This is a genomic window from Clostridium liquoris (assembly GCF_002995785.1).
Lineage (GTDB): Bacteria > Bacillota > Clostridia > Clostridiales > Clostridiaceae > Clostridium_AO > Clostridium_AO liquoris.
The window spans coordinates 23289-50112 of sequence record NZ_PVXO01000044.1 but is presented as its reverse complement, the minus strand read 5'-3'; the positions used below and the strand labels follow the sequence as shown (position 1 = coordinate 50112).

Below are 26824 nucleotides of genomic sequence, written 5' to 3'. Positions count from 1 at the left end.
ATAAATTACATGGAGAAGAATTTTTTTACTAATTCAATGAATCTGGCAAAGGAAATATGCAAGGTAAAGATAAATAAAGGAGATGTGGTGGTGGATGCTACCATGGGCAATGGCAATGACACTATTTTTTTAGCACAGCTGGTAGGGGAACAGGGGAAGGTATATTCCTTTGATATCCAGAAAATTGCCCTAGAGAACACAAGAAAAAGGCTTAAGGAAAGTAATATGGAGGGCCACGTTCAGTTAATTTTAGATGGACATGAAAATTTATATAAGTATATAAATGAAAAGGTAACCCTAGTGATGTTTAACCTAGGGTATTTGCCAAACGCCTGCCGCAGTATAACCACTAAAGGAGAAACTACAATACTTGCAATAAAAAAAGCATTAGAATTATTAAAAGAAAATGGAGTAATAATTTTAGTTATATACTATGGACATGAGGAAGGAAAAGCGGAAAGAAAAATGCTTTATGAGTTTACCTCATGTTTAAATCAAAAGGAATACAATGTAGTAAATTTGCGCTTTACAAATCAAATAAATAATCCCCCTGAACTTATATGTATTGAAAAAAGGTAAAACAGAAGATAAAGCAAAGGAAACCAAGGTACAGTACAAGACCTATCTGAGATAATTGAATATTTAAGAGCTGAAGGTTATGAATTTAGAACCTTACAGTAAATATAATATGCCATACTTTAATATTTAGAGTATGGCATTTTTAACTAGCAATACTATTAATAAAGACAGGAATACTAAGGGTAAATATATATTTTTTCATGTAATTATTTTGTAACAAATTATGGACAAATATTATATATAATTACCTTACAACATATTCAGTTGTAGGTAAAGGAGAGTCATCATGAGAAAAAAATACTTTTTAATATTAATAGTCTTCTTTTTTATTATATTTACTGTTAATAGCTTACCCTTTAATAGGACAAAGATAAATGCTAACAATGATTTGAAAAAGGTGGAATTCAAAAATGAGAAAGGGACATATTGTATAAATGCTAAAAAATATTTAAGGATATCTACCTATGATGGTAAAGATCAAAGCAATCATCCTAAAGTATTGTATATGCCTAAGGGTTGGAATGGTTATAAATATTGGATGGCATACACTCCTTATCCTAACTATGTAGATCGCTATGAGAATCCATCTATATTGGTTTCTAATGACGGAGTTAATTGGGTGCTTCCACTTGGACTAAGAAATCCAGTTATCCCACCTCCAAAGGATGTAAACATGGGGGGACACAATAGTGATCCTCATCTAGTATTAAATTATAAGGATAATTCAATGGAGCTGTGGTATAGGGTAAATAAAGGCACATCTAAGAAAAGAGCAGGCAGCGAAGATTTTATATATAAGGTTGTTTCAAAGGATGGAATAAGGTGGAGTAAGCCTAAATTAATATTCTATCAGAAAAAAGGATTATGTTTATCTCCAGCTATAATATATGAAAATAATTTATATAAAATGTGGTATGTAACCTATGTAAATAAAGTTACTGTAATAAATTATACTGAAAGCAAGGATTCAACTAAATGGGAAAAGCCTAGAGAAGTATATGTAAAATATGATGAGAGCTGTTACCCTTGGCATATTGACGTTACAAGAACAGATAAAGGCTATGAGTTATTGGTAGCTAACTACTATAAACAATTTGAAAATAATCTTATACTATCCTATGCAATTTCAAAGGATGGAGTAAACTTTGGAAAAACAACAGATTTATTAGCTCCTTCCAAAAACACGTTCGCTTGGGATAATGGTATGATATATAGATCTTCATTGGTGAAGGTAGGGAGTAAATATAAAATATACTATTCAGCTATGGACAAAAAGGGAAGATGGCATATAGGTGTAACAGATATGGATAAACCACCTTCTGATACAGCACCAGTTATGAAGCAGATATAGAAAAAAGACAGCACTATATGCTGTCTTTTTTCTTGGCTATCATTTATAAACAAGGGAGAAGAAATACAAAATACTGGGTATATAATTGATTAGAAATTATTTACCGCAGCAATTTTTATATTTCTTTCCACTACCACAAGGGCAAATTTCATTTCTACCTATTTTTTTAGGGGCTACTATAGTTTTCGTATCTCCATAGGTAAGCTTTAGCTCTGTTAGCTTGTCTTTCCCGAATATAAGATTCCATTCAGGTAAATTATAAAGATATTCTGTTCCAGCCTGGAGCATATTTATGTATAGCTTTTCAAAGTCTATATCAAATTCTATTTCTGAATCCTCAGTTATAGCCTCTAAATCCAAAGGCTTCTTCAGAGAAGAATTTATTCCATCAATAAAACCTACAAAGGAAATTACAGATACATTAAAACCTTCTGCTAAGTCTTTAAGCTTTCCCTTTATATTTGTTTTGTATCTTCTTATGATTTCAGGCATTATTTTTTCTTCTACAGAAGCATATTCATTCCAAAACTCATCCTCACCAGAAGTTTTTACAAAATATACAACTAATTGTTTCCATTCAGTATATAAGCTCATATCATATTCTCCTTTTACTAAGTATAATTCCACAACATATTATAATATAAAGCCTCATGGATTTTCAACTTAATTATTTACATTAAAGGAAAAACCTTATTATTAAAAATTAAATCATAGAATCAGTTTAACACAATATTGAAAAAAATCAATAAATAAAAATAAATTCCATATGTTATAATAAATATTAAAAGAAGATAGTGGAATGTGGTGATAAATTTGGGAAAGAGACATATTATAGAAATAGATGTAGGAAAGGCGCTAGGAGCAGTAGCAGTGGTATTAATTCATGTATCAGCTTATGCCATGCAAAATATCAAAACTTTTAATTCTACCTATAAAGTAGCATTAATACTCAATCAGCTATCAAGATTTTCTGTACCCATATTTGTACTTCTTTCAGGGGTAGGCCTAGGCTTATCTTATAAAAAAAATATGGGGTATCTTAAATTTTTAAAGAAGAGATTAGGAAAGTTAATACCCGCTTATATTTTCTGGGGATTAATATATTTAATTATAGTAAATAAAAATTATAATTATGCCCTTTGGCCCGAGCTATTTATAAAAGGAGATAAAATTTTTTACCATTTATATTTTATGCCAATGATAATCAAACTTTATCTGATTTTTCCCATATTATATATAGGAATGAAAAAAAAATGGGGACTTACCCTAGCTTTTTTAATTTCTATGGGAATCACAACTACAGGACACTATTTTAATACCCCTAATCTAGCCTTAGATTTTTTTTCTAAGAGAAATATATTATTTTGGCTTTTTTATTTTGTCCTAGGGGTATATTTAAGTGGAAATATAAATTACTACATTAGCAAAATCAAAAAGCATAAAAAAATTGTAAGAAGCATATTATTATTATGCATAATTATGATAATTTGGGAGAGCTTTTATGGCTTGAAAATAGGAAAGACTTTGGATTATTGTACTACTTTTATAAGACCTTCAATAATAATATATTCTATAGCATTTATGGCTTTCATTTTCTCACTTAGCTGTAATAGGAAAACTTTGCTTAAGGTTTCGAAAAAGGTTACGAATAATTCTTATATAGTATATTTATCCCACCCATTTATACTTAATTATTATATGAAGGGGTTTAAAGCATTACATTTAAATATAGGAAGTATTTATTTTATAATATCTGCCTTAATAATGTGTACAGTTATACCAATAGCCCTTGGGGAAGTGTACAAATTAATTAAAAAAATTCTAATTTTATAAATAAGTCTTAATATTTAGAAGGAATTATAAGGTGAATATAGAATAATAATAGCTATAACAGTAAGCTTTAGTAAAATAGTAAAACTATCTATGTAACCCTTGGATATATTTTCTAAGAAAAAACTATAGAAAAGTTGCAGTATGTGTTGTATAATAGTACGTGAGGATAAAAATGCCAGTATATGATTAACTTTCACGGGTATGAAAATAATGGTTTACATAAAGTTATATTCCAATATAGAAATAGAAATAAAATTTTGAAAATCTTTTTAATAAGGTATAGAAAACATGGTATCTTTGTGCTATAATAACCCTTAAGTTTGAAATTACCATTTGATGAATAATAATGCCATAAATGATAAATAATCATCAGGTAGTATTTTTAACCATAAGGTTAATTATATATAAATATATAAAAAATTTTATATATACAATATTAAATTTCACTTAAATGAGGAGGTTATCATAATATGAGTAAAAGAAGCCACAAGGCACTAGCAAGTGCTACAGTAATGAGCTTAATATTAACTTCAACATTAACTGCTACAAATGTACAAGCAGCTTCAAGTGTTGAAAGACTAGGTGGGGGAAATAGAGAGGCAACTGCAACTAGCGTTGCTAAATCAGCTTTCCCTAATGGAACAGACACAGTAGTTTTAGTTAATGGATATGATGGATATGGTGATTCAGTTTCTGCTACACCACTTGCAAAAGCATTAAATGCTCCAATACTTTTAACTGACGACATTAATACACCATCAGCTGACCTAATAGCTAACTTAAAAGATTTAAAAGCTAAAAAGATAGTCATTGTTGGTGGAGAGGGTGTTGTACCAAAGGCTCTAGCAGACAAATTAGCTTCAAGCTATAAAGTAGAAAGAATTGGCGGAAATAATAGATATGAAACAAATGCTAATGTAGCTAAAAAAGTATTAGAATTAACAGGGGAAAAAGGAGCTTTCTTAGTAAATGGACAAGATGGCTATGCTGACGCTCTTTCAGTAGCATCAATTGCTGCAACTAAGGGAATGCCAATATTATTTGCAAACAAAAACGAAGTCCCAGCAGAAGTTAAAGAAGCTGCTAAAGGATTAACAATCTCAGCAGTTGGTGGAAAAACAATTTTACCAGATGCAGTTGTTACTTCAGTAGGAGCTACAAGAGTTGCTGGTGGCGGAGATAGATTCGAAACTAACATAGAAGTATTAAATAAATATAAAGATGTTTTAAATTTTGATAATATGTACATGGCTTATGGTGGCTATGATAAAGATGATTTTGCAGATGCTCTAGTTGCATCAGCAGCAGCAGCTAAAACTGGTGCTCCAGTAGTATTAAGTGGGAAGAAAGATGCAGCTGAAGCTACAACTAATGCTAAAGAATATTTAGAAAACAACTTAAAGGATAGCAAAGTTTACCTAGTAGGTGGAGAAGCTGCCTTAGAAAAAGCTATAGAAGATTCTGTTAAGAATATAGTTAATCCAGTTGCAACTGATTTAAAGGTTGAATCAGTAAGTGCTATTAATGCTAAAGAAATCCAAGTTAAATTTAATAAACCAATAGACAAAAATACTGTAATTGATGATAAGTTAACAACAAATAAATTAGATGATAAATTAAAAGCAGATACAATATATATAGATGGTACAGCTGTTACATGGGCAGCAAGCTTAAGTGAAGATGGAAGAATACTAACTATGCAACCAGATGGAATAGTTACATCAGGTACTAATCATAAAGTAGAAATAAATAAAGAAGATTCTGCAAACTTTGTTAAAGATTTAAAAGGTGAAAAGGCAGATGCTTACTTAGGAACTGTTCAAATAGTAGATAAAACTCGTGCTACTTTAGATAAATTTGAAAAAATCAATCCAGATATAGTAAGAGTATACTTCTCTGAGCCTGTTCAAAATCCAGCAGGAGATTTAACAGCAACATATGCTGATGGTACTTCTGCAGCTATAACAGCAAAACCAGCAGCTACTGATGCGATGGCTGTAAATTATGTTGATCTTGATATATCAGCAGCAAAACCAGGAGAAGAGGCAACTGTTACATTTAAAGGAATTAAAGACTATGCGAATAATGTATCTACACCAATTAGTGTAAAAGTTAAAAAAGATGTAGATGAAGTTAAACCTGTGATACAATCAGTAAAAGCAACTTCAGTTAGTTCATTTGAGATAAAAGCATCTAAGGCTATAAAGACTGTAGATGTTACCAAAATAAAAGTAAATGGAACAGCATTAGCTGACGGTACAAGTACATGTGAAGAGAAAGCAGTAGTAGATACTAAAGATAATACTAAAATTGTTGTTACTTTAGGTGATGCACAATCTGGATCTGTTCCAGTAGAAATCGGAGCAGACGCTTTAGAAGATTTTGCTTCAACTCCAAATAAAAATGATGTTTATAAAACTATATTAAGCTTTAATGCTGATAAAACAGCACCACAAGTAACTTCAACAAAAGTTATAAATAAAGATAATAACAATTATTTAGTAGTAAATTTTGATGAGGAAATAAAATTAGCTCCTTCTGATTTAACATTTAAATATGTAGATAAAATGGGAGTTACTCAAGAAAAAACAGTTCCAGCCGCTAATGTAAATGTTGATGGAACAACTAAAAAAGCTATAGAAATTAAACTTGTTGATAATGCTACTCCTGCTGCAGCACTACCTTCTAATGTTGAATATACAGTAGAAATACCAGGAGGATATGTTAAAGATAATTTTGGTAATAGCTTTGTTAAGAAAAATATAGTATTTACATTAGGTACTGTTTCAAATAAACTTGAACTTGTATCAGGAAATCCAATTGTAGAAAAAGCAGGCAAACCAGGGGTTATAGAAGTTAAATTTGCTAAAGCAGTAAATATAGATTCAGCTACAAATGTTGCTAATTATATTGTAGAAGATGCACAAGTTGAAAAAGTAAAACTTGTCGAAAATGATGAATCAACAGGAGCAAAAGTAGAAGTTTACTTAAAGGATAATACAGTTGAATTATCAGGAAATTATAATGTAACTGTTAAAGGAGTAAAAGGATACAAAGAAAATGTTACAGAAATGGATTCAGTAACTAAAAATATTTTATTAAATGAAAATGTTAGACCAACTGTAAAGGAAGTTTCTATAGATAAATTTGATTCAGCTACTTCTAGCACAACATTAACAATAACATTTACTGAAGCGGTAAAAAATGCAGATGGTGATGCAAATGACTACTCAATTTTTATAGATGGTAAAGAACTAACAGGAGATCATGTTAAATTTGAAACAGAAACTACTGGTAGTAAAGCTATTGTAGTAACAATCGACAAAGATTTATCAGCAGATATTACATCAGGAAAATCAATTAAATTAGTTGCTAAAGATACTTTAGATATAACAGATACTAACGGAAATACTGTTAATGCTGATACTATAACAATAAAATAGTTTATAATTTATTAGAATCTATTTTCATTTGTAACAAAGATATGAAAAATTAATAAAATAAAATATAGAGAAGGGTAGATTAGTCTATCCTTCTCATATTTAAGATATATGATGAACGGAAACATTTCAAACCCAAATTCATAAAATAGTCAGGTCACATCACTGGCTGAAAACTAAATAAGACATATCATATTAAAGGCTATTGGATAAAGTATTAATGGGAATGCTCTATCCAATGGTCTTTATTTCTTTTTATAAGCATCTTAGTAGACTTTGTTAGTTTACTGGGGTGCTTATTTTATTTGTATCCAACACTTGACAAGGAATATATTGGTATAGTATAATGTTCTCATAGTAGCTAACACGCATTTATGATAGGAGTGATATAATGATAAGTTTTGATTTTAGATCTAAAGCAAATGGGGTACCTATTTTATCCAAGGAAAATATAGAGTATATTGCTGAAATGATAATAAGAGACTACAAACCTGAGAATCTTAAAACACCAACAGCTTTAGATGTAGAGCTTTTTTCAGAGTGTTATGCAGGACTCGATGTAGACTATAAGGACTTAAGCCATAACAGGTCCATATTAGGTATGATTGTATTTAATGATGGTTGTGTTCCAGTGTATAATCCAATAAAAAATAAAGCTGAAAAGTTGCCAGTAGATGAAGGAACTATATTAATTGACAATAGCTTATTAGAAGAAGACCAAATAAGAAGAGGAAGATTTACTCATTGCCATGAAATATCTCATTGGTTTTTACACCGAGATATATATGCTGTAGATAAAAATCAAATAAGTATATTTGACTATATGGGAGAAGAAGAAAAAACAACAGCTATTAAATGTAGAACAACTGATATAGAATCTACAGGTAGAAAACAGTTAGTGACAGACGATGACTGGATGGAGTGGCAAGCAGACTACTTAGCATCAGCACTTCTAATGCCAGTTGACGCTTTTACACAAGCTGTAAAAGATTATGTAAGATTGTTAGGAGTAGAAGAGTTTTTCAATAGAAGAGGAATAGATTTATATAATGATTTCTGGGCCGAAGAACTATCAAGGGGAATGGCAAGACAATTTGATGTATCGTTAACAGCTGCAAAAATAAGACTTAAGAATCTAGGATTTATAAAGAGTGTTGAAGAGAAAAGACAATGCTCTATAATATAAAAGAAGGGATGACTTATGAATAAATTTGGAAAGTTTATAACTAAAAGAAGAAAAGAGAAAGGGCTTAGTTTAAGGAAGATGGCAGATTTAGTAGGGTTCTCTCCAGCTTATTGGAGTGATATTGAAAAGGGACGAAGGAACCCACCAAATATAGATAAGCTAGAAGAAATAGCAGAGATTTTAAATCTGTCTCAGGAAGAAAAAGAAAACATGATAGATATGGCTTCTGAAGACAGAGATGAAATACCTATGGACTTACCAGAGTATATAAAGGGAAGCGAATTAGCTAGGACAGCTTTAAGAAAAGCCAAACAGCTAAATGAGGCCAAGGGTAAAAAAGACATCACAGAAAAAGCCTGGGAGGAATTTATAAAAGCTTTAGAGGAAGAAGAGTAGCGATTCTTTGCTACTTTATTATCCTACTGTTCACATATAAGCTTGTATGAGAATTAAAGGGGCATAGTCTATATTTTTTTATCCTTGTGTTCGCAAATAAGCATATATGACGAAACAGGAAACTACAAAAATCATTAAATTATGGAGGTACCTATGTTATTAGAAGAAGTTAGAGATGAGGATAAAACCAATAGGTTGTTGTTTAAGGTTTTGATTGAAGAGGATTCACTTATCATATCAGCTAAAGCTCGTGGTAATAAAGGGCCAACCTTAATTAATATTGAGGAAATCATTGGGCCTTATGTAGATTCAATTACAATAAAAAGAATAAGAAAAACCTGCAATTCAATATATTTAAAGAAAAAGCAAGAAGCTTCATAAATTAAATAAGAAACAATCCCTAGTGAGCTGCTAGATAGCCGGATTGAAATGCAAATGTGTAGAGATTAAATTCTCGGACATTGCATTTCAGTCTGGCTATTTTTTTGTCTTTTTTTAGGACTTGCCTGTGTAAATAGTCATTTTTCACCAGTAATAAAGAGCTTGAACAGCAATTTTAAACCTGACCTAAACATTAGACCTATTGCTATTACCTATCATCAAATTTTAAAAATCCAAGGAGGAATTATAATGAAAAAATTTATTAAAATTGGCAAAGAGCAAGTAGAAGTAAGTGAAGAGCTTTATAAAGAATATTACAAAATGGATAGAAGACGCAGATATTTAGAACAAGATGTTAAAGTTGGTGGCATTGATATTGATCCAGAGACAGGTAGACCTATATACATTCCAAGCAAAGAAGATTCAATAGAAAGATTGATGGAGAATGGAGCTACATTTCAAGACAAGCAATCTGTAGAAGATATTGTATGTGATAAGGCTATACTTTTAATTTTGCAGGAAGCTTTAAAAGAGTTAGATAGCAAAGAGCAAGAACTTATACAGGACATTTATTATAAAAATAAGACTACTCGTGAAATTGCAAAGGAAGAAAATGTATCTCAGCCAGCCATTGTTAAAAGGCATAAGAAAGTTATTAATAAAATAAAAAAATATTTTTCATAAGTTTTGGTTATCAAACCCCCTTGCTCGTTGGCTAATAAGTGAGGGGGTAAAAAATGTTTTTAAAAACTAGTTATCAAACTACCTTCCCCATTGGCTAATAAGTGAAGGGTTTTATTTAAAAAGAGGAGGTGCAAAAATGCAAGCAAATAAAGAAACTCATGAAGAAATGGTAGGAGTACTTACAGCCATGAGCATTGTATCAAAAAGGCTGGCAAGACGTCTATTAGAACTAGAGAAAGGAGAGGAAGAGAATGAGCAAAATCAAACTGGCACTAGATGTGGTGGAGGATCTACGAAGTCTTGCAGATAGTATTGAAACCTTAGCAGGAGCTGTAGAAGGAAATGAACCTAAAGAAAAGGTGAAAGACAATCTACCAACTTTAGAGGAAGTCAGAGCAAAGTTAGCTTCTCTATCTAAAGCTGGAAAGCAAGCACAGGTAAGAGAACTAATTATAGGCTTTGGAGTTAAGAAGCTATCTGACATACCAAGAGAAAAATACCCAGAATTACTTGAGAAAGTCGAGGTGATGTAATGGGAGAACATGCCCTACTCTCTGCTTCATCGGCTCACAGATGGCTTAAGTGCAGCCCTAGTGTAAGGCTGGAAGAAGAGGTGGAAGATAATACAAGCATTTATGCAAAGGAAGGAACCTTTATGCATGGATTAGCTGAGTTACATCTTAAACTTTTTCTAGATGATATTACAAAGGCAGAGTTCAATAAAAGACTAAAAGAAATGAAGCAAAATGACTTTTATACAGACGAGATAGAAAAAGCAGTAGAGATTTATGTAGATGCAGTAATTGAAAAGATTAATGAAGCAAGAGCAATTAGTACTGACCCACTGGTTCTTATAGAAGAAAGATTAGATTACAGCCCTTGGGTTAAAGAAGGATTTGGAACAGGAGATGTCCTTATTATTGCAGATGGCATTATTGAAGTTATTGATTTAAAAGGTGGAAAGGGAGTAGCGGTATCAGCAATAGCAAATCCCCAAATGCGTCTATATGCCTTAGGTGCAATTAATGGTTTTGGAATGCTTTATGATACCCAGAAGGTTAGAATGACCATTATCCAACCAAGAATTGATAATATCTCCAGCGATGAAATGGAAGTAGAAGAACTTATACATTGGGGAGAGAAAATAGTAAAGCCAAAGGCCGATGAAGCTTGGAGAGGAGAAGGTGAATTTAAGGTAGGAGAGCATTGCAGGTTCTGTAAGGTGAAAGCCATATGTCGAGTTAGAGCAGATGAAAACATGAAACTAGCCTGCATGGATTTTAAGCTACCAGCATTATTAACAGATGAAGAAATAGTAGAAGTACTAAATCAAATAGATGAGTTAACAAAATGGGCCAAGGATGTAGAAGCATACGCATTCAACCAAGCAGTAAATGAAGGCAAAGAGTGGCCTGGATTTAAGCTGGTGGAAGGTAGAAGTTCGAGAAAGTATTCTGATGAAGATAAAGTTGCCAAAGCTTTACTTTCTGCAGGTTATTCAGAGGATAGGATATTTTCAAAGTCTCTATTAAGCCTTACCAAACTTGAAAAGAAATTAGGAAAGAAAGTATTTGAAGAAACCATAGGAGATTTAATAATCAAACCTCCTGGGAAACTTCAGTTAGTTCCAGAGGAAGATAAAAGACCTGCTATAAGAAGCAGTGCAGAAATAGATTTTAAGGAGGAATTTTAATATGAAAATAGTTACAGGTAAAGTTAGATTTAGTTATGCAAATGTGTGGGAGCCACAAAGTGTAAATGGAAGTGAACCTAAGTATTCTGTGAGCTTAATTATTCCAAAGAATGATAAGAAAACATTAGAAAAGGTGAACAATGCAATTGAAGCTGCTGAAAAGGAAGGAGTATCAAGATTTGGTTCAAAGTTTACCAGTGGTTCAAACTTCAGGAGGCCATTAAGAGATGGAGATTTAGACAAACCAGATGATCCAGCATATAAAAATAGTTACTTTATAAATGTAAACAGCAAGATAAAACCAGGAATTGTAGATAAAAATGTAGAGCCCATATTAGACCAAACAGAATTTTATTCAGGCTGCTATGGTAGAGCAAGTATTAGCAGTTTCCCATATAGCATTAATGGGGCAAAGGGAATTACATTTGGATTAAACAATCTTCAGAAACTTGAGGATGGAGAGCCCTTAGGTGGAATATCAAGACCTGAAGATGATTTTGAAGCAATAGATAATGACTTTGATGATATTTTAGGATAATGCCTTATGAAAATACTAGCTATCGATATTGAAACTTATAGTAGTGTAGACCTCGGTAAATCTGGGGTCTATGCCTATACTGAAGCAGAGGATTTTGAAATACTTTTAATGGCTTATGCCTATGATGATGAAGAAGTACAGGTTGTGGATTTAGCAAGTGGTGAAAAGGTTCCAGCTGATGTAGTAGAAGCTATAACTAATCCTAAAGTAATTAAAACAGCTTTTAATGCACAGTTTGAAAGAACTTGTTTATCAAAATATTTTAAAGATGAAATGCCACCAGAACAGTGGAGATGTAGTATGGCCCACGCATTAACTTTAGGCCTTCCTACCAGTTTAGCAGGTGTGGCTAGGTGTTTAAATCTAGAACAGCAAAAGATGAGTGAAGGGAAAGCACTAATTAGATACTTCTCAATTCCCTGTAAGCCTACTAAAGCTAATGGGGGAAGAACTAGAAATCTTCCTCATCATGATAAGAATAAGTGGGAAACATTCAAAGCATATTGTAAGCAAGATGTGGAAGTGGAAAGGTCTATTCGTAAAAGATTAGAGAATTACCCTATGACAGATAAAGAATTAAAGCTATGGTTTTTAGACCAAAGAATTAATGATTATGGAGTTAGAGTGAATAACGAATTAGTAGAAAATGCAATACACTGCGATGAAATCTACCAAAAGGAATTAGTAGACGAAGCTATAGATTTAACAGAACTTGAAAATCCTAACAGCCCAGCCCAGCTAAAGACTTGGCTTAAAGATAAACATGGTATTGAAGTGAAAAGTCTATCCAAAGCAAAAGTAGCAGAGTTACTAGATGAAGTTGATGACCCTATAGCAAGAAGGGTTTTAGAGTTAAGGCAAGATATGTCTAAGACTTCAGTTAAGAAATATGAAACCATGGAAAGAGCCATGTGTAAGGATGAAAGAATACGAGGATTACTACAGTTTTATGGAGCAAATCGAACTGGAAGATGGGCGGGAAGATTAGTTCAAGTTCACAATCTTCCTAGAAATGATATGAGTGATTTGGATTTAGCAAGGGAACTTCTTCTAGCTGGAGATTATGAAACACTAGAACTACTCTTCGATTCAGTACCAGATGTTCTATCTCAGCTTATTAGAACAGCTTTTATTCCTTCTCCTAATTCAAGATTTATTGTAGCAGACTTTAGTGCCATTGAAGCTAGAGTTATAGCTTGGCTTGCAGGAGAGAAATGGAGAATGGATGTGTTTAATTCTCATGGAAAGATATATGAAGCTTCAGCATCTCAAATGTTTGGAGTTCCTGTAGAAGAAATTCATAAGGGCAGCGTCTTAAGACAGAAAGGTAAGATTGCAGAGTTGGCCCTTGGATATGGAGGAAGTAAAGGTGCCTTAAAGGCTATGGGTGCAATAGATATGGGACTTAGTGAAGAAGAACTACCTGAGCTTGTATCTGCTTGGAGAAAGTCCAATTCAAATATAGTTAGACTTTGGTGGGATGTAGAAAGTGCTGCAATTAAAGCAGTTAAGGAAAGAACTGTAGTTAGTATGCAATACGGTCTTAAGTTCTACTTTAAATCAGGAGTGCTATTTATAAGACTACCCTCTGGCAGAAGCCTTGCTTATGTAAGGCCCAGGATTGAAATAGATGAAAGATTTAATAAAGATAAATTAACTTATGAAGGTATAGAAGGAATGAAGTGGGGTCGTATTGACACCTATGGAGGAAAATTAACAGAGAATATTATACAAGCCATAGCAAGGGACTGTTTAGCTGAATCTATGCTAAGGCTTGAAAAGTACGGATATAGGATTGTATTTCATGTTCATGATGAAGTTATACTAGATGTTCCAAAGGATAATGGCTCATTAGAAGAAGTGGAGGAAATTATGGGGTTTGATATCCCTTGGGCTCCAGGACTTCCATTAAGAGCTGAAGCCTTTGAGAGTGATTACTATAAAAAAGACTAGGTGGGTCATGAAATACGACCTACCTAAAGAGGAAGGTGATATTAGTGAAACCAATTATCTATGTATGTTCTCCCTTAAGGGGAGATGTTAAAAGGAATATAAATAAAGCTATTGGCTATTCAAGGTATGTCTATGTCAAGGGTGGTATTCCCTTGGCACCTCATACCATCTTTACTCAGTTTTTAGATGACGAGGATGAAGAGGAAAGAAACGCAGGAATAGATATGGGATTTGAACTTTTAAATATATGTGATGAACTATGGGCCTTTGGAGATAAAATCTCTGAGGGAATGCTTAATGAAATTGAAAGGGCTAAGTCACTAGGGATTATAGTAAGAAGGTTTAATGAAAGGTGTGAACCTTTGGATGAATAGGGAAACCATTAAGTTTATAAAACTTCTAAAAGACTATAGGGGAATTTTTCCAAGACAAACCATTAAAACCTTACGAGGTCAGGCATTAGCTGGAGACATAGAAGGAGCAAAGAAAGGACTTAAGAAAGAGGTGAGTAAATATGCAAGAGCCATATAAGCTTAAAGAACCTAAATTAAAACATGATGGAGTTCTTACCATTGCTACAGGTAGAAGTAGAAAAGAAATGAACTGGAAGAATCGAGAGATGCTCTGGTCGGAGTTAGTAGAGAAATTAAGCAGTACCATAAGAACTTATGAAACCTATGAAGAATACAAGAAGCTATCTAAATCTAAGAAAGATGAAGTAAAAGATGTAGGTGGTTTTGTAGGTGGAACTTTAAAGGAAGGCAGAAGAAAAGCTGATAATGTAGTTTGGAGGCAAATTGTAACACTTGATGCTGACTTTGTTAAGGGAGATTTATGGGCAGGTGTTGAGACCATGTTTGGATATGGATGTGTAATGTATTCAACTCACAGCCACAGTCCTAAAGCTCCAAGATTAAGACTTGTTATTCCACTAAAAAGGGCAGTAACTCCAGATGAATATGGAGCAGTATCGAGAAGAATTGCAGCAGATTTAGGCATAGATTTCTTTGATGATACCACCTATGAGCCACACCGATTAATGTATTGGCCATCAACTTCTTCTGATGGAGAGTTTATTTTTAAAGTATTGGATGAAGAATGGATAGATCCAGATGAAATACTTGCAAGGTATGAAGATTGGAGAGACTCATCCTATTGGCCTGAAAGTTCAAGGACTAAAGAGGATAGAAAGAGATTAGCAGAAAGACAAGGAGACCCTAAAGAAAAGCCAGGAGTAGTAGGTGCCTTTTGTAGGACATACTCTGTAGTTGATGTAATTGAGAAGTTTCTACAAGATGTATATTCACCTTGTGAAAACCCTAATCGTTACACCTATATTCCAGGATCATCTGCAGGTGGATTAGTTATATATGAAAATGGAGACTTTGCATATTCACACCATGGCACCGACCCCATTAGTGGCAAACTATGTAATGCTTTTGACCTTGTAAGACTTCATAAGTTCGGTGAATTAGATGAAGAGGCAAAGGAAGGAACACCTGTAAATAAGCTGCCATCTTATCTTTCTATGCAGAAGTTAGCTAGAGAGGATTTAGAGGTTAAAAAGACTATAGCTAGTGAAAGGATGACTTCAGCTAGTGAGGATTTTAATGAGGAAGATTGGCAAGTAAACCTTGAAATTAATAATAAGGGAGAGCTTAAAAATACTCTTACCAATATAATTCTTATACTAAGACATGATCCACAACTTAACAGTATTTTTTATAACGAGCTTCGAGAAGGTGTTGATGTAGAAGGAGATGTTCCCTGGAAAAGGTTAAAGTCTGGGTGGAATAAAACTGATGAAGCATCTCTTGCTGGATATATTGATTTAAACTATAACCTTTATGCACCAGGAAAGCTTAAGGAGGCTGTATTAAAAGTAGCCGTTGAAAGGTCTAGACATCCAGTAAAGGAGTATCTATTAAATCTTCCAAAATGGGATGGTGTTAAAAGAGTAGATACCCTATTAGTTAAATATCTAGGAGCAGAAGATAATATCTACACCAGAGAAGCAACGAGAAAGACACTAGTTGCAGCAGTAGCAAGAACCATGAATCCAGGAATTAAATTTGATACAGTTCTAGTTTTAAATGGGCCACAGGGAATAGGAAAGAGTACTTTGTTTTCAAAGCTAGGAGGAAAGTTTTTTAGTGATTCTCTTTCCATCTCAGATATGAGAGATAAAACTGCAGCGGAAAAACTTCAAGGTTACTGGATACTTGAAATTGGAGAACTAGCTGGAATTAGAAAAATTGATGAAGAGACATTAAAGTCTTTTTTATCAAGGCAAGACGATAAGTTTAGAGCAAGTTATGGATACTCAGTAGAAGATCATCCAAGACAGTGTATTATTGTAGGCACCACAAATCAAGAAGCAGGATTTTTAAGGGATATTACTGGTGGGCGTAGGTTTTGGCCAGTTAAAACCCCAGGAGACACAAAATTAAAACCTTGGGATATAGATGATGTAGACCAAGTTTGGTCTGAAGTAATGGAATATTACCATCAGGGTGAATCTTTAATATTAAGTAATAAGGCTGAAGAGTTTGCAAATGCAGCCCAAATTGATGCATTAGAAAGTGATGATAGAGAAGGAGTAGTTAGAGAATATTTAGATATGCTCCTTCCAACGAACTGGGATGATATGGACTTATATGCAAGAAGAAGCTTTATTCGTGGTGATGAGTTTAGCGATAATGTTATAGGAACTGTAAGAAGAGAGCAAGTCTGCACCATGGAAATTTGGTGTGAGCTATTTGGTAAAGAAGCTACTGCCATGAGAAAGATAGACTCTTATGAGATAAATGCAATAATGAGAAAGATTGATGGATGGGAAAAGTACACTGGAAACAAGCAGGGAAATGCCAAAGTTCCTCTCTATGGAATACAAAGAATTTATGTTAGATGCGATAAACAAGATTAAACAAGATTTAGGCTTGTTACCATTCTTGTTTACTACCCCTACCCTAGTTATATTAAGGCTTTAACTTATATTATTAACAAGATAAACAAGATTATATATATAGATAAATAAAATAAAGAATATATAGGTATATGTATATGCCTAATCTCTATAATTAAGAGTAGTCTATAGGAAATTCTTGTTACTTGTTTATTGAAAACCTTTTAAAATTTACTGAAAGCCCTATAAATACTGGGGTGTAGAGATTAACAAGATTGTTAACAAGATTTGTACTTGTTTAAGAAATGGGGAGTGTTTGAGATTTTAGAGAGTAAAATAGAGGCTAGATTAAAACGGGAGGTAGAAGATTTAGGTGGCCTTGCACTTAAGTTCACCTCTCCAGGAATGGCAGGTGTGCCTGATAGATTAGTTTTACTACCAAAAGGAAAAATCTACTTTGTAGAACTAAAAGCACCTGGGAAAAATTTAAGGCCTCTCCAATTAAAAAGAAAAGAGCAACTGGAAAGCTTAGGCTTTAAAGTTTATGTAATAGATTCATATGAAAAAATAAATGTATTTTTACAGGAGGTGGTTGATTGAAATATAAACCTTATGATTATCAAGAATACGCCACTCAGTGGATTTTAGATAAAGAAAAAGCAGGACTACTGCTGGATATGGGAATGGGCAAGAGTGTTATTACTCTAACAGCCATAGATGAATTGATGTTTAATTACTTTGAAGTATCAAAAGTTTTAGTTATAGCACCTCTTCGTGTAGCGGAAAGCACATGGGATGAAGAAGCAGCTAAATGGGATCATTTAAAACATCTAAAAATATCTAAGGTTTTAGGAACGGAAAAAGAAAGAATTAATGCCTTATATACTAAAGCTGATATTTACATCATCAACCGAGAAAATGTGAAGTGGTTAGTAGATAAATGTGGTAAGGATTGGCCCTTTGACATGTTGGTAATAGATGAACTATCCAGCTTTAAATCCCATAGAGCACAAAGGTTTAAAGCCTTAAAAAAGGTAAGGCCCTTTATGAAACGAGTGGTAGGACTTACTGGAACTCCAGCACCAAATGGACTTATAGATTTATGGTCCCAAATTTATCTACTAGATGGTGGTGAAAGATTAGGAAAAACCATAACTGGATACAGGGAGAGATACTTCCTACCAGATAAGAGAAATCAGCATATAGTATTCACCTATAAGTTAAAGGAAGGTGCCGAGGAAGCTATCTATGAAAAACTATCAGATATTTGTGTCAGTATGAAAGCAGAGGATTATTTAAAACTACCAGAGAGAATTAATAATATCATACCAATTCATCTGCCAAAGAAGGCAAAGGATAAATATGACCAACTGGAAAGAGACTTACTACTACCACTTAAGGATTCAGATATTGTAGCAAATACAGCTGGTGTTCTAGCTAATAAGCTACTCCAAATGTCCAATGGTGCTGTCTATGATGAAAATGGAGATGTAAAAGAAATACACAATGCAAAGCTTAAAGCATTAGAGGACACTATAGAAGCTGCAAATGGAAAGTCAGTATTAATCTTTTATTCCTATAAGCATGATTTAGATAGAATTAAAAAGCACCTAAAAAGAGATGATTTAACAGTTCTTGATACATCTGAAGATATAAAGAATTGGAATGAAGGTAAAATACCAATTATGCTGGCCCACCCAGCTAGTGCTGGACATGGATTAAACCTTCAAGCTGGTGGAAATATCATAATTTGGTTTGGGCTTACTTGGAGCCTTGAATTATATAGTCAAGCCAATGCAAGACTTTATAGACAAGGCCAAAAGCAAAATGTAATCATCCATCACTTAGTAGCCAAAGATACCATGGATGAAGATGTGATAAAAGCACTTGAAGGTAAAGAAGTAGGACAAGAAGCATTGCTAAATGCAGTGAAGGCGAGGGTTAGAAAGATGGGAGGTAATGAGAATGAACGCTAAAGAATATCTATCTCAAGCTATGTGGCTTGATAAAAGTATAAATAATAAGCTGGATCAAATGGAAAGACTGAAAGCTATAGCGGAGAAGGTTACTGTAGACTTTACTCAGGAGAAGGTATCTGGGGGTAAAGCTACAACAAGTCCTATGGAAGATGCTACTGTTAAACTTATAGATTTAAGCTATGAAATAAATGATGACATTGATAGATTAATCGATTTGAAAAGAGAAATCCTGGATGTCATAAGTCAAGTAGAAGATGTAAGTTACCAGCTGCTATTAGAGATGAGATATATAAACAACAAGGGCTGGGATGATGTAGCTAGATGTATGGGATATGATAAAAGGTGGATAATGAGACTTCATGGTAGAGCTTTAAAAGAAATTGATGAAATTTTAAAAGAAGCCACTAAAAGCCATTGAAAGCCACTTAATGAATGTAGTAATATATAAGATGTAAAGGTATAGAAAAATCAGGAACACCATATGCTGTTTGTATAGGCCGAGGTTATATCAATTTGATTCCAAGGAAACGCAGCATTCTTGAATACAAGCCCCAAAGAGGGCTTTTTTCTATGCCAAAATATTTTTAAAGCATTTACCAGCATTTACAATTCACAAAATTTAAAACTAATGCATAAAATATAAAAAATGGGATAGTAATATAACATATATGTTGAATTTAATAAGAAAATGTTATATAATCATTACAAGGAGGGTTAATTATGAGTTATGCATTAGGTATGAGAATAAAAGAATTACGCCAAATTCGTAAAATTAGCCAAGAACAGATGGCTAATGTATTAGATATGTCTAGGCAAAGATATTCTCGTTTAGAAAATGGGCAAGTGGATATTTCTTATGTCATGATCAAAAAAATTGCAGATTATCTAGGTGTGCCAACATCAGAAATAACAAGTGCTGAAGAAGAAAAGAAAGAACTTGTTACTTTGTTTAGAGAAAAAGGTAGTAGAGAAGATGTAATAGATTCAGTTTCTAAAATTGAAAAAATATTAAAAGTTTTTCACGCTCATGAGAAGCTATACTACCAAATGAAGGAGCATGATGACTTTGTGGATTAATAAAATAGATATTGAAAAAAAAGCATTAGATATAAGGCAGGAAAACAATATACAAACTTATGGGGTTAAGGATATTTTTAGTTTAGTGGAACAAAGAGGTACTCATTTAATTAGATATCCATTTGGGAAGGATACTGTATTAGGATTTTCTACAACCTTTGAAGGAAAAGAAATCATAGTATCAAATTCATCTGAAATATTGTCCAGAGAGATATTTACAATAGCCCATGAACTAGGTCACATAATATATGATTTTGAAGACGAGAATCAAGATGTGAAAATAGACATAAATATTGATGACATAGATGAAGATATTTCTGAGGCTAGAGCGTATTATTTTGCAAATTGTTTTTTAATGCCAGAAACACAATTATTAGAATTTGTAAAATATGAACTTGAGAAAAAAGCTATAAATCTTAATGCGATTGATATTATTAGATTACAAATTGAGTTCCAAGTAAGTTATGCTGCAGTAGTTAAGAGGCTTTATGATATTGACTTTATTAATTATAATAAAAAATGTGAACTATTTAATGAAAGGAACGATATTACATCAAGGGCTTTATTTAGGATGATTAATGTTGATGAAAAGCTATTAGAGCCATCAAATGTGATTAAGGTCCCATCAAGGTATTTAGAATATGCAATTACAAATTATGAAAATAACCATATTCCTTATTCAAGTTTAAAAAAGGCACTAGCTCTTTTAGATATTGATGCAAGCATCTTTAAAAAGGATGAAGATAACAAAGATGAAGAGCTAAATATTGATGATATATTTGAGGAGTACGAATAATGGATGCATCTTTAGATACTGATATTGTAATACATTTATACAAAAGCAATAAAAGGGATTTGTTATTTTCATTTTGTGATGAACTTTATATGCATGAATACCTTTTAGAAAACGAGCTCAAAAGGAAATCATATTCAGTTCATGAACAATTTATGATAGATGTACAAAAAGGAAATATAAATATAATAACTAACTCAGATTTAATTGATAGGGGAGTAAAGGTGCTTTTTGAAACATATTTAGAGCAGAATAATTTGCTATTTGACACCGGAGAATTATATGCAGTAGCTTTAGCAAAAACTATAGGGATTGCAGCTTTTCTATCAGATGATACAAAAGATTTTGGGCCTCATGATACTTTGGTGAGGGGGCTGATTAGAGATGTTATTCCATTTGCATTTTATGAACTGCTATTTCTAAAGTATATAGAAACAGATCAGACTCCTGAAGATTTATATAACGAATTTGAAGAAGTTACTTCAAGTAGTATGCAGGTACATCCTATGAATTTTAGAAGTAGAATGATTACTACTGTTAGAAGGTTTAGTGATAAACATGGTACAAAAAGAGATATAATTTGGATTAAAGAATTCTGCAATAATAGAAATATTAATTATAAAAATAAGATGTTGGAGTTAAGGGGATTTTTAAAAACCTTATAAATAATAAGATTTGTGATACAAGCTCTAGAGCATTTAGCTTTAGGGCTTTTTCTATGCCCAATTTTAGGAGATGAAACAAATGAATAAATGTAGGAAATGTGTCTGGGGAACATGGCTTTCACCTAATATGGTGTATTGCATGTTCACTAGTTGCTTTAAAGATAAAGAGGTGAAAAAAGATGCCAAGGAAACCAAAGAAGCCCTGCAAGTACCCAGGTTGTCCAGAGCTAACGGAAGGGAACTATTGCAAGGCACATCAAAAGGAAGTTAATAGAGAATACAATTGTAGTAATAGACCACATAAGAAACTATACAACAGCAGTCGCTGGCAAGATTTAAGAAGATATGTATTAAACAAACAGCCTCTCTGTGTAGAGTGTTTAAAGAATAATAGAATTACCCCAGCAACAGTGGTAGACCACATAAAACCTCATAAAGGTAACGAAGACTTATTCTATGACATTAACAATTTACAATCTCTGTGCAAGTCTTGCCATGATAGGAAGACTGCCAAGGAAGACGGCAGATGGAAGAGAAAGGTTTACACCTTTTGACCCCTAGGGCGGGTAAGATAATATAAAACCCTGTAGCCCAGGAACGGGGCGGCCCCCTCGTGCAAGAATTCGCAAAATTCCATAGGGGGGTATAGAAGCAAAATAGCCCTCTTTTGAGAGCTATTTAATATATCGCTTTAGTTGTTGATAAAAGTTTTCACGAGTTCCAGCAAGAAGCACAATAATTTTTTTACCATCAACCTCACTTATGGTATAGGCAATTTCATAATTGATACCTTTATATTTTACATCAAAACCATAAACACCGGATAAATCACCACGTTTTGGTTGACCGATATAAGGATTTTCACTTAATTTTAGTAAAGCTGTTTTATATGCATTTTTTAAAGGTTTTTCCTTTAATTTTTTAAAAAAACGTTCAGCTTGAGGACTGAATAATATTTCGTACATAATCAGTCCTCTGAACCAAAGATGTCATCAAAGTTTGCTGCTTTCTTTTCACCAGCTGCAATGGTATCTGCTTCTTCAAGCATATTGGTAACAGCTTTTTTAATATTTTTGCTTTGTGTTTCAAACTGCTTTACTAGTTCATCACCTGAATATCCTTGAGAAACTAGGTCTTTTAGTATTTCAACGGAAAACTCACTAGGTTCTCTATGAAGAGGTTGAATAACAATTTTACCATCTTCAAGTGAGCATTCAACTTCGCTTCCAAGTTCAAGATGTTTATAGAATTGTAAAGGTATCGTAATTTGACGCTTCTTTGAAACGCTGATTATTTTACGATCCATAATATCACGCTCCATAACAATTGTAGGCATATTTGTAACCTCCTTTATAGTATATGCTAAATTCATAAATATAATACCTATATCTTTGTATCTTTATAAACATTATAACAAAGAAACAAAGAAAATTCAATAAAAAATAAAGAGGTGAGTGAAATATTGAAAACAACAGAAGAATTAAAACTAATTAATATAGATGAGTTGATACCTTATGCAAATAATGCTAGAACCCATAGTAAAGACCAAATTAATAAATTGAGAAGTAGCCTTAGAGAATTTGGTTTTATAAATCCCATCCTTATAGATAAGGATTATAATATCTTAGCTGGCCATGGCAGAGTAATGGCAGCAAGGGAAGAAGGAATAAAAGAAGTTCCCTGTGTGTTAGTGGAACATCTGACAGAGGCCCAGAAGAAGGCATACATTTTAGCGGATAACAGATTAGCTATGGATGCAGGCTGGGATGATGAGATGTTAGCTTTAGAATTAGAAAATTTAAAAGAACTGGATTTTGATATGGACCTTACAGGCTTTGATGCTGCAGAAATAGATGAGCTTTTTAGTAATATCCACGATAAAGATGTGCAGGATGATGATTTTGATGTAGATGCAGCTTTAGCAGAAGAGCCTATTTCAAAACAGGGTGATATTTGGCTACTTGGAAGGCACAGACTTATTTGTGGAGATAGTACCAAGGCAGAAATTTATGAGAAACTAATGGAAGGAAAGAAAGCAAATCTCTGTGTTACAGACCCTCCTTACAATGTGAATTATACAGCTGGAAGTGAAAATGAGAGAAAAATTAAAAATGACAATATGGAAGATAAAAACTTTTATGAATTCCTATTAGCTTCATTTAAAAATATATTTAATTCTCTTGATGATGGTGCTGCAGCTTATATATTCCATGCAGATACAGAAGGGTTAAATTTTAGAAAGGCTTTCAAGGATGCAGGATTCCATCTTGCTAATGTTTGCATTTGGGCCAAGCAATCATTGGTATTAGGTCGTTCTGATTATCAATGGCAGCACGAGCCTATTCTTTATGGGTGGAAACCTACGGGAAAGCATAGATGGTATGCAGATAGAAAACAAACAACTATCTGGAATTTTGATAGGCCTACAAAATCAGAACTTCATCCAACTATGAAACCAGTACCTCTTGTAGCTTATCCGATCCAAAATAGTAGCATGAGTAACTGTATTGTATTAGAACCTTTTGCTGGCAGTGGTTCTACTTTAATTGCCTGCGAGCAGTTAGGAAGAATTTGTTATGCAATAGAACTTGATGAAAAATATGCAGATGTTATTGTGAAAAGATATATTGAGTATGTTGATTCTTATGAAGAAGTTTTTCTAATAAGAGACGGAGAGAAAATTCTATATAAAGATACCATATAACCCTTGCTATTTCCTGTGTTTAGAGTGATATATGTAAGTAACCTAAATACAGGAGGGATTGAAATGGATAGAAAGGAAATGGTAAAAATCTTAGGTGAGCATTTTGGAGTGAAGCCTAAGTATCTAGGAGTACCAAGCTTTCAATATCAAATAGAAACACCTAAAGAAACTTACATCATAGATAGGGAGGGAAAGATTATGACATCTCTTGGAGTAGAAGTAGAATTTAAAGAACTACTAGCTGGGCCTGAAGAATCTATTGGCTACGAATTAGAAATACCCATGGATGGCCACAGTGGTAGAACCTTAAGAAACATTGTAAACATGATATACAGTAGACAGCCTTTAATTAAAAAGGCATTGGGAATTGAAGAAAATATAGTAGAAGAGGACTTTGTTATTAAAATTAACGAAGCAGATATTAACAGCGTAGATAGTTTTGAAAGAGCATTAAATAAAATTGAAGAGGGAGGACATCCTGGAATAGAATTTGACTTTCAGGAAAAAAGTATAACCTTTAAGCATACAGGAACTGAAGCAGCTACTTGGCTTTTTGCACTAATCAATAAAAATGCTAAGGGCCAAAGTAGAGCTTTAGCTAAAGTGAAACCTACTGACAATGAAAAATACACTTTTAGAACTTGGCTAACAAGACTTGGAATGATTGGAGATGAGTATAAAGAAATTAGAAGAGAACTCCTTCAAAACCTAAGTGGCAACAGTGCTTTTAGAAAAGGAAAGAAGGAGGAAGCAAATGACTAAACCAAGGTGTAAATTAATCGGTGAAGATGGAAACATATTTAATCTTATGGGGATTGCATCTAGAACCCTTAAAAAAGCTGGTATGAAAGATAAAGCAGACGAAATGGTAAAAAGGATAATGGAATCTGGGTCTTATATTGAAGCTTTAGCTGTTATTTCTGAATATGTTGAAATAGTGTAAAATACTGTGTTTCTTTTGAAAATAGTACTTGCTATTTATCCCTTTTAGAGTGATATATATACACAACGAAAACACACTGAAAGGAGATAAAACCATGGCAGACAGAGATTTTTTAAAGACTAACTTTGGAATTGAGATTGAACTAACAGGAATTACAAGAGAAAAGGCAGCAAGAGTTTTAGCAGACCATTTGAGAGGAAGCATTGAAAGGCAAAACGATTATTACGATAGCTACAAAGTTACTGCACCAGATGGAAGGGCTTGGAAGATTATGTATGACGGAAGCTTGAGATGCCAAAGAAAAGTAAATGGGCAAAAGGTTGCAGCAGGAAGAGAATACAGCGTAGAAATTGTTAGCCCAATCCTAAACTACAAAGAAGACATTGAAACTTTGCAGGAGATAGTAAGAAAAATTAGAAAGGCAGGAGGTTTTCCAAACTCAACAGCAGGAATACACATACACCTAGATGGAGCAGACCATACACCAAGAAGCTTAAGAAACTTTGTAAACATCATCTACGCTAGAAACGATTTGCTTTACGATAGCCTACAAATTGAAAGGGAAAGAATGCGTTACTGCAAGAAGATGGATAAAGATTTAGTGGAAAGAATGAATAAGAAAAAACCTAAAACTTTCAAAGAAATTGAGGACATTTGGTACAAAGGCTACGGCTCCAGCAGGGAAAGACACTACCATGAAAGCAGATATCATTTTCTAAACCTTCACAGTTTTTTCAACGGAGTAGGAACAGTAGAACTTAGGGGATTTAATGGAACTCTTCATGCAGGAAAAATAAGAAGCTACATTGTTTTGGCCCTAGCCATAAACAATCAAGCCTTAACCCAAAAGAGTGCCAGCACCAAAAAGCCACAATTAGAAAATCCAAAGTTTGCAATGAGAACTTGGCTAAACCGAATAGGACTTATCGGAGAAGAATTCAAAAACTGCAGGGAGCACTTAACCAAACACCTAGAAGGAAGTGCAGCTTGGAGATTTCGAAGAGCCGCATAGAGAAACCTAAAAATAGCGGCAGGCCCAAGAGCCACAGAGGGGGAAACCCCTCTTAAGCTGGTAGAAGGACTCCCTCACTTAAAACAAAGGCCACACAGGCCAAGTAGTGGGGAAATATTGGGCCCTTTGGAAAGGATGGATTGAAAATGAAAAGACTATATGTTGCTTATGGTTCAAATCTTAACCTAGAGCAAATGAGCTACCGATGTCCTACTGCCAAGGTTTATGGCAAGGGAATGCTCTATGGCTATAGGCTGCTTTTTAAAGGTGTACCTGGAAATGCCTACTTAACCATTGAACCCTGTAAAGGTAAAAGAGTGCCAGCACTTATATGGGAAGTTCAGTCTAAAGATGAACTAGCCCTTGATAGGTATGAAGGCTATCCTAGCTTTTACTACAAAGAAGATATACCAGTGGAACTTGAGACTGGTGAAATTGTAACTGCCATGGTTTACATTATGACCAATAAGATTAAGGATAGGATTCACTTAAATTCTCCAAGTCAAAGTTATTTAAGAACTGTAAAGGAAGGATACAAAAGTGCTGGATTTGATTTGAGTTTCATTGATGAAGCCATTGAAATCAGCACAAAGAGGGGAAAATAAGCCCCACACTTGCCCTGTAAGGGCTTTTTAAAGAGGTAATGGGGCAATTACCCTAGGGGTTTTAAACTACAAAGGAATTGGAAGATAGAAAAATCAGAAGGAAGGCC

The 26824-nt window shown here is 33.5% G+C and carries 31 protein-coding genes; 28 read left to right on the top strand and 3 right to left on the bottom strand.

Features of this window, described 5'->3' with window-relative positions:
- The first annotated feature begins 9 nt into the window (after positions 1–9).
- A complete protein-coding gene (mnmM, locus tag CLLI_RS07875; protein ID WP_106063663.1) occupies positions 10–579 on the top strand; it encodes a tRNA 5-(aminomethyl)-2-thiouridylate-methyltransferase MnmM in 570 nt (189 codons plus the stop codon).
- 286 nt (positions 580–865) lie between these two features.
- A complete protein-coding gene (locus CLLI_RS07870) occupies positions 866–1930 on the top strand; it encodes a hypothetical protein (RefSeq protein WP_106063662.1) in 1065 nt (354 codons plus the stop codon).
- 96 nt (positions 1931–2026) lie between these two features.
- Here CLLI_RS07870 and CLLI_RS07865 read toward each other — a convergent pair whose 3' ends face one another.
- Complete coding sequence (locus CLLI_RS07865) at positions 2027–2524, bottom strand: SEC-C metal-binding domain-containing protein (protein WP_106063661.1); 498 nt, start codon at positions 2522–2524, stop codon at positions 2027–2029.
- Positions 2525–2743: 219 nt separating this feature from the next.
- Here CLLI_RS07865 and CLLI_RS07860 point away from each other — a divergent pair, with 219 nt between their 5' ends.
- The 21 genes from CLLI_RS07860 (at position 2744) to CLLI_RS07770 (ending at position 22007) form a co-directional block, all read left to right on the top strand.
- Entirely contained in the window at positions 2744–3763 is a 1020-nt protein-coding gene (locus CLLI_RS07860) for an acyltransferase (RefSeq protein ID WP_170063672.1), read from the top strand.
- A gap of 470 nt (positions 3764–4233) precedes the next feature.
- Entirely contained in the window at positions 4234–7206 is a 2973-nt protein-coding gene (locus CLLI_RS07855; protein ID WP_106063659.1) for a cell wall-binding repeat-containing protein, read from the top strand.
- Positions 7207–7594: 388 nt separating this feature from the next.
- Positions 7595–8389, top strand: a complete 795-nt coding sequence (locus CLLI_RS07850; RefSeq protein ID WP_106063658.1) for an ImmA/IrrE family metallo-endopeptidase — start codon at positions 7595–7597, stop codon at positions 8387–8389.
- A 15-nt stretch (positions 8390–8404) separates the two neighbouring features.
- Positions 8405–8785: a helix-turn-helix domain-containing protein gene (locus tag CLLI_RS07845; RefSeq protein ID WP_095177254.1), complete on the top strand. Its 381-nt coding sequence runs from the start codon at positions 8405–8407 to the stop codon at positions 8783–8785.
- 153 nt (positions 8786–8938) lie between these two features.
- Complete coding sequence (locus CLLI_RS07840; protein ID WP_095177255.1) at positions 8939–9166, top strand: hypothetical protein; 228 nt, start codon at positions 8939–8941, stop codon at positions 9164–9166.
- Positions 9167–9415: 249 nt separating this feature from the next.
- A complete protein-coding gene (locus CLLI_RS07835; RefSeq protein WP_095177256.1) occupies positions 9416–9850 on the top strand; it encodes a sigma-70 family RNA polymerase sigma factor in 435 nt (144 codons plus the stop codon).
- Positions 9851–9986: 136 nt separating this feature from the next.
- Positions 9987–10160 (top strand): hypothetical protein, encoded by a 174-nt coding sequence (locus CLLI_RS14495; protein ID WP_169712333.1) that lies wholly within the window; start codon positions 9987–9989, stop codon positions 10158–10160.
- Positions 10102–10383, top strand: coding sequence for an rRNA biogenesis protein rrp5 (locus CLLI_RS07830; protein ID WP_106063657.1), 282 nt, complete (start codon positions 10102–10104; stop codon positions 10381–10383). The genes CLLI_RS14495 and CLLI_RS07830 overlap by 59 nt, the downstream gene beginning before the upstream one ends.
- Positions 10383–11543 (top strand): DUF2800 domain-containing protein, encoded by a 1161-nt coding sequence (locus CLLI_RS07825; protein ID WP_106063656.1) that lies wholly within the window; start codon positions 10383–10385, stop codon positions 11541–11543. Before CLLI_RS07830 ends, CLLI_RS07825 begins: the two co-directional genes overlap by 1 nt.
- Position 11544: 1 nt before the next feature.
- Positions 11545–12081, top strand: coding sequence for a DUF2815 family protein (locus CLLI_RS07820; RefSeq protein WP_106063655.1), 537 nt, complete (start codon positions 11545–11547; stop codon positions 12079–12081).
- 6 nt (positions 12082–12087) lie between these two features.
- The gene (locus CLLI_RS07815) at positions 12088–14034 is read left to right on the top strand and encodes a DNA polymerase (protein ID WP_106063654.1); all 1947 of its coding nucleotides are present in this window, start codon (positions 12088–12090) and stop codon (positions 14032–14034) included.
- Positions 14035–14078: 44 nt separating this feature from the next.
- Positions 14079–14408, top strand: a complete 330-nt coding sequence (locus CLLI_RS07810; protein ID WP_242975557.1) for a DUF7768 domain-containing protein — start codon at positions 14079–14081, stop codon at positions 14406–14408.
- The gene (locus CLLI_RS14350) at positions 14380–14565 is read left to right on the top strand and encodes a hypothetical protein (RefSeq protein ID WP_146127082.1); all 186 of its coding nucleotides are present in this window, start codon (positions 14380–14382) and stop codon (positions 14563–14565) included. The genes CLLI_RS07810 and CLLI_RS14350 overlap by 29 nt, the downstream gene beginning before the upstream one ends.
- Positions 14549–16960 carry a virulence-associated E family protein gene (locus CLLI_RS07805; protein WP_106063653.1) on the top strand — a complete coding sequence of 804 codons (2412 nt, stop codon included), beginning with the start codon at positions 14549–14551 and terminating at the stop codon, positions 16958–16960. The genes CLLI_RS14350 and CLLI_RS07805 overlap by 17 nt, the downstream gene beginning before the upstream one ends.
- A gap of 300 nt (positions 16961–17260) precedes the next feature.
- Positions 17261–17539 carry a VRR-NUC domain-containing protein gene (locus CLLI_RS07800; RefSeq protein WP_106063739.1) on the top strand — a complete coding sequence of 93 codons (279 nt, stop codon included), beginning with the start codon at positions 17261–17263 and terminating at the stop codon, positions 17537–17539.
- On the top strand, positions 17536–18915 hold the full coding sequence (locus CLLI_RS07795; protein ID WP_106063652.1) for an SNF2-related protein: 1380 nt from the start codon (positions 17536–17538) through the stop codon (positions 18913–18915). The genes CLLI_RS07800 and CLLI_RS07795 overlap by 4 nt, the downstream gene beginning before the upstream one ends.
- The gene (locus CLLI_RS07790) at positions 18905–19336 is read left to right on the top strand and encodes a DUF1492 domain-containing protein (protein ID WP_106063651.1); all 432 of its coding nucleotides are present in this window, start codon (positions 18905–18907) and stop codon (positions 19334–19336) included. Before CLLI_RS07795 ends, CLLI_RS07790 begins: the two co-directional genes overlap by 11 nt.
- A 302-nt stretch (positions 19337–19638) precedes the next feature.
- The gene (locus CLLI_RS07785; RefSeq protein ID WP_106063650.1) at positions 19639–19995 is read left to right on the top strand and encodes a helix-turn-helix domain-containing protein; all 357 of its coding nucleotides are present in this window, start codon (positions 19639–19641) and stop codon (positions 19993–19995) included.
- The gene (locus CLLI_RS07780; RefSeq protein ID WP_170063670.1) at positions 19985–20791 is read left to right on the top strand and encodes an ImmA/IrrE family metallo-endopeptidase; all 807 of its coding nucleotides are present in this window, start codon (positions 19985–19987) and stop codon (positions 20789–20791) included. Before CLLI_RS07785 ends, CLLI_RS07780 begins: the two co-directional genes overlap by 11 nt.
- Positions 20791–21453: a PIN domain-containing protein gene (locus CLLI_RS07775; protein WP_106063648.1), complete on the top strand. Its 663-nt coding sequence runs from the start codon at positions 20791–20793 to the stop codon at positions 21451–21453. Before CLLI_RS07780 ends, CLLI_RS07775 begins: the two co-directional genes overlap by 1 nt.
- A 179-nt stretch (positions 21454–21632) precedes the next feature.
- Entirely contained in the window at positions 21633–22007 is a 375-nt protein-coding gene (locus CLLI_RS07770; RefSeq protein WP_106063647.1) for an HNH endonuclease, read from the top strand.
- A 120-nt stretch (positions 22008–22127) separates the two neighbouring features.
- Here CLLI_RS07770 and CLLI_RS07765 read toward each other — a convergent pair whose 3' ends face one another.
- Together CLLI_RS07765 and CLLI_RS07760 are read right to left on the bottom strand one after the other, a co-directional pair.
- The gene (locus CLLI_RS07765; RefSeq protein ID WP_096636178.1) at positions 22128–22418 is read right to left on the bottom strand and encodes a type II toxin-antitoxin system RelE/ParE family toxin; all 291 of its coding nucleotides are present in this window, start codon (positions 22416–22418) and stop codon (positions 22128–22130) included.
- Between the two features lie 2 nt (positions 22419–22420).
- Complete coding sequence (locus CLLI_RS07760; RefSeq protein WP_095177268.1) at positions 22421–22789, bottom strand: AbrB/MazE/SpoVT family DNA-binding domain-containing protein; 369 nt, start codon at positions 22787–22789, stop codon at positions 22421–22423.
- Positions 22790–22915: 126 nt separating this feature from the next.
- Between CLLI_RS07760 and CLLI_RS07755 the strand changes: the two genes are divergently transcribed.
- From CLLI_RS07755 to CLLI_RS07735, 5 genes are all read left to right on the top strand, one after another.
- Complete coding sequence (locus CLLI_RS07755) at positions 22916–24157, top strand: site-specific DNA-methyltransferase (RefSeq protein ID WP_106063646.1); 1242 nt, start codon at positions 22916–22918, stop codon at positions 24155–24157.
- A gap of 63 nt (positions 24158–24220) precedes the next feature.
- Positions 24221–24919 carry a virulence-related protein gene (locus CLLI_RS07750; protein ID WP_106063645.1) on the top strand — a complete coding sequence of 233 codons (699 nt, stop codon included), beginning with the start codon at positions 24221–24223 and terminating at the stop codon, positions 24917–24919.
- Entirely contained in the window at positions 24912–25100 is a 189-nt protein-coding gene (locus CLLI_RS07745; protein ID WP_106063644.1) for a hypothetical protein, read from the top strand. The genes CLLI_RS07750 and CLLI_RS07745 overlap by 8 nt, the downstream gene beginning before the upstream one ends.
- A gap of 94 nt (positions 25101–25194) precedes the next feature.
- Positions 25195–26112, top strand: a complete 918-nt coding sequence (locus CLLI_RS07740) for an amidoligase family protein (RefSeq protein WP_106063643.1) — start codon at positions 25195–25197, stop codon at positions 26110–26112.
- 146 nt (positions 26113–26258) lie between these two features.
- Positions 26259–26717 carry a gamma-glutamylcyclotransferase family protein gene (locus tag CLLI_RS07735; RefSeq protein WP_207655087.1) on the top strand — a complete coding sequence of 153 codons (459 nt, stop codon included), beginning with the start codon at positions 26259–26261 and terminating at the stop codon, positions 26715–26717.
- Positions 26718–26824: the final 107 nt, after the last annotated feature.